Origin of the sequence: Streptomyces chilikensis, assembly GCF_001642695.1 — a bacterium.
GTDB classification, from domain to species: Bacteria; Actinomycetota; Actinomycetes; order Streptomycetales; family Streptomycetaceae; genus Streptomyces; species Streptomyces chilikensis.
In genome coordinates this window covers 3,323-6,772 of sequence record NZ_LWCC02000110.1, presented here as the reverse complement: position 1 = coordinate 6,772, position 3,450 = coordinate 3,323, and the positions used below count along the sequence as shown (strand labels likewise).

Below are 3,450 nucleotides of genomic sequence, written 5' to 3'. Positions count from 1 at the left end.
GACGCGGCGGACATGCCCGCCGCGTCGCCGCCGATGACCACCAGTCGTTCCCGGTCCCGCCTCGCGCCGCTGCTCATGGGGCCAACCTAGCGCCGGGGGCGGGACCGGGTGCGGACGGGGCCCGGCCCCGGCCGTTCAGGACTCCTGGGACCCCCGGGACTCCGGGGACTCCGGGGAGCCCGGGAAGTCCTGTGACGGGAACTTCCGGTCCCGCCATGCCTCCTGGTCCCCTCGCGGCTCCCGCCCGCCGGCCGGGGCCCCGCCCGCGGCGCGGCCACGGCGGCGCGAGCGCAGCCAGAGCCACAGGCCGGCGGCGAGCACGACGGCGAACGGCAGGGCCGCCCCGACGGCCAGGACGATCCAGTGCAGGGTGGTGACGAAGGCGTCCCAGCCGCCCTTGAGGGCGTCCAGGACGCCGGGGTCGGGGTCCTCACGGTTCTCCTCGTCGAGGTGGTCCTCGTCGGTGAGCGTGAGGGTGACGGTCGCCAGCGAGGTCCGGTCCTCCAGCGACGCCTGACGGGCCAGCAGCGACTCCAGCTCCGCCTCCCGGGAGGCGAGTTCGCCCTCCAGCGCGACGACGTCCGTGAGTTCGGTCGCCTCGTCCATCAGCTCGCGCAGCCGCTCGACGCCGGCCCGCTGGGACTTCACCCGGCTGTCCACGTCGACGACCTCGTCGGTGACGTCCTCCGCCTCGGAGGAGTGAAAGTAGACGTGGCCGGTGCCCTTGAGGTCCTCCATGACCCCGTCGTACTTCTCCGACGGGACCCGCAGGACGACCTCGGTCTCGTCCGTGCGGTCGTAGTCGTAGGAGTGGGACTCCTCCTTGCCGACGTAGCCGCCCGCGGAAACGGCGACCCGGCGGGCCTCGGCCACCGCGTCGTCGACGTCCTTCACGCGGACCGAGAGCTGGGCGGTGCGGATGATGTGCGTGGTCTCCAGGGCGGTGCCGGACCGTTCCTCCCCGCCCTTCCCGGCCGCCTCGCCGTCGGCCGCGCTCCCCGCCGCCCCCTCGGGCGCGGCGGCCTTCGCGTCGTCGGCGGAGACGGACTTCTGGTCGGCGGCGGACCCGCCGTCGTCCGCCCCGCAGCCGGCGAGCGCGAGGGAGGCGGCGAGGAGCATCGCTGCCAGGGTTCTGCGGGCCATAGGGTGTCCCCCGGTTCGTGTACGAGTGCGTGGCGCCGGGTCCGTGCCCCTTCGCCTTCGCCTTTGCCTCTTCGACGCCGCGCCGGGCCGCCGCGTTCGGTCCTCCGGGTCGCGATGCGGTCACGGTCCGGTCTCCGAACGGCAGGCCGGGGGGCGGCGTCGTGCCGGACGGGCGATTTGAGAGAGTGGGGTCATGGCAACTGGGACCCACCACGGCACCGCCCGTTCCCCGCACGTCCTGGTGGTCGGAGCCGGTGTCGCCGGCCTGGCCGCCGCCCACCGCCTGCTGGGCCGCGGTGCCGCGGTGACCGTGGCCGAGGCCTCCGGCCGCGTCGGGGGCAAGCTGCTGCCGGGCGAGATCGCCGGCGTCCGCGTGGACCTCGGCGCCGAATCCCTGCTCGCCCGCCGCCCCGAGGCCGTGGAACTCGCCCGTGAGGCCGGCCTCGCCGACGACCTCCGGTCCCCGGCCACCGCCACCGCCGCGCTCTGGACCCGCGGCGCCCTGCGCCCGATGCCCAAGGGCCACGTGATGGGCGTGCCCGGCACCGCCGGCGCGCTGGCCGGCGTGCTCTCCGAGGAGGGCCTGCGCCGCGTGGAGCGGGACGCCGAACTGCCCCGCACCGAGGTCGGCGAGGACGTCGCCGTCGGCGCGTACGTGGCGCAGCGGCTCGGCCGCGAGGTCGTGGACCGCCTGGTGGAGCCCCTCCTCGGCGGGGTCTACGCGGGCGACGCCTACCAGATCTCGATGCGCGCCGCCGTGCCCCAGCTCTTCGACGTCGCCCGCAGCCACACGTCGCTGACCGAGGGCGTGCGCGCGCTCCAGGAGAAGACCGCGGCGAAGGCGAAGACCGGTCCCGTCTTCGCCGGGATCGCCGGCGGCGTCGGGCGGCTGCCGCTCGCGGTCGCCGCGTCGGTGCGCTCCCGCGGCGGGGAGATCCTGCTGAACGCCCCCGTCACCGCGCTGCGCCGCGACGCCGACGGATGGCGGGCGCTGGCCGGGGACCGCCCGGTGCGTGCCGACGCCGTGGTGGTCGCCGCGCCCGCCGGGGCGGCCGCCCGGGTGCTGCGGGACGTCTCGCCGGGCGCCGCCGCCGAGCTGGACGGCGTCGAGTACGCCTCCATGGCCCTGGTCAGCCTCGCCTTCCGGCGCTCCGAGGCGGACGCCCGGCTGCCCGCGGGCAGCGGCTTCCTGGTGCCCCCGGTCGACGGCCGGACCATCAAGGCGTCCACCTTCGCCTCCCGCAAGTGGGGGTGGATCGCCGACGAGGACCCCGGGGTACTGGTCGTGCGGACCTCGGTCGGCAGGTACCGGGAGACCGCGATCCTGGGCCGTTCGGACCAGGAACTGGTCGACGTCTCACGGCATGATCTTCACGAGGCCACCGGGCTGACCGCCGAGCCGATCGCGGCCACGGTCACCCGCTGGGACGACGGCCTGCCGCAGTACCCGGTGGGCCACCACACCCGGGTCGCCCGGATCCGGGAGCGGGTCGCCGCCGTCCCCGGCCTCGCCGTCTGCGGCGCCGCGTACGACGGTGTCGGGGTGCCCGCCACCATCGCCAGTGCCTACGCGGCCGTCGACGCACTGAGTGCCGACCCGGTGCTCGGCCTCGGAACCGGAAAGTGAGAATAGGGTCATGAGTGACGAAGCTCCCGCCAAGATCCCCAACATCGGCAAGAAGGCGAAGGACCTCAACGAGGTCATCCGCTACACCCTGTGGTCCGTCTTCAAGCTGAAGGACGTCCTCCCCGAGGACCGCGCCGGCTACGCGGACGAGGTCCAGGCACTGTTCGACCAGCTCGCCGCCAAGGACGTCACGATCCGCGGCACCTACGACGTGTCCGGCCTGCGCGCCGACGCCGATGTGATGATCTGGTGGCACGCCGAGACCGCCGACCAGCTGCAGGAGGCGTACAACCTCTTCCGCCGCACCAAGCTGGGCCGCTCGCTCGACCCGGTCTGGTCGAACATGGCGCTGCACCGCCCCGCCGAGTTCAACCGCGCCCACATCCCGGCCTTCCTCGCCGAGGAGGAGGCCCGCGACTACGTCTGCGTCTACCCGTTCGTCCGCTCCTACGAGTGGTACGTGCTGCCGGACGAGGAGCGCCGGGCGATGCTCGCCGAGCACGGCCAGATGGCCCGCGGCTTCCCCGACGTCCGCGCCAACACCGTCGCCTCCTTCGCCCTCGGCGACTACGAGTGGCTGCTCGCCTTCGAGGCCAACGACCTGCACCGCATCGTCGACCTGATGCGCCACCTGCGCGCCTCCAAGGCGCGGCTGCACGTCCGCGAGGAGATCCCCTTCT

3 protein-coding genes are annotated in these 3,450 nt (G+C 74.5%); 2 read left to right on the top strand and 1 reads right to left on the bottom strand.

Annotated features, from left to right (window positions below; translation table 11 throughout):
- Positions 1-135: 135 nt before the first annotated feature.
- Positions 136-1,143 (bottom strand): DUF4349 domain-containing protein, encoded by a 1,008-nt coding sequence (locus A2U95_RS24855; protein ID WP_166026969.1) that lies wholly within the window; start codon positions 1,141-1,143, stop codon positions 136-138.
- Positions 1,144-1,336: 193 nt separating this feature from the next.
- On the opposite strand from A2U95_RS24855, the gene hemG reads away from it, so the two are divergent.
- Together hemG and hemQ are read left to right on the top strand one after the other, a co-directional pair.
- Entirely contained in the window at positions 1,337-2,770 is a 1,434-nt protein-coding gene (gene hemG / locus A2U95_RS24850) for a protoporphyrinogen oxidase (protein ID WP_166026967.1), read from the top strand.
- Positions 2,771-2,780: 10 nt separating this feature from the next.
- The coding region (gene hemQ / locus A2U95_RS24845) for a hydrogen peroxide-dependent heme synthase (protein WP_240958039.1) at positions 2,781-3,450 on the top strand (670 nt) is incomplete at its 3' end.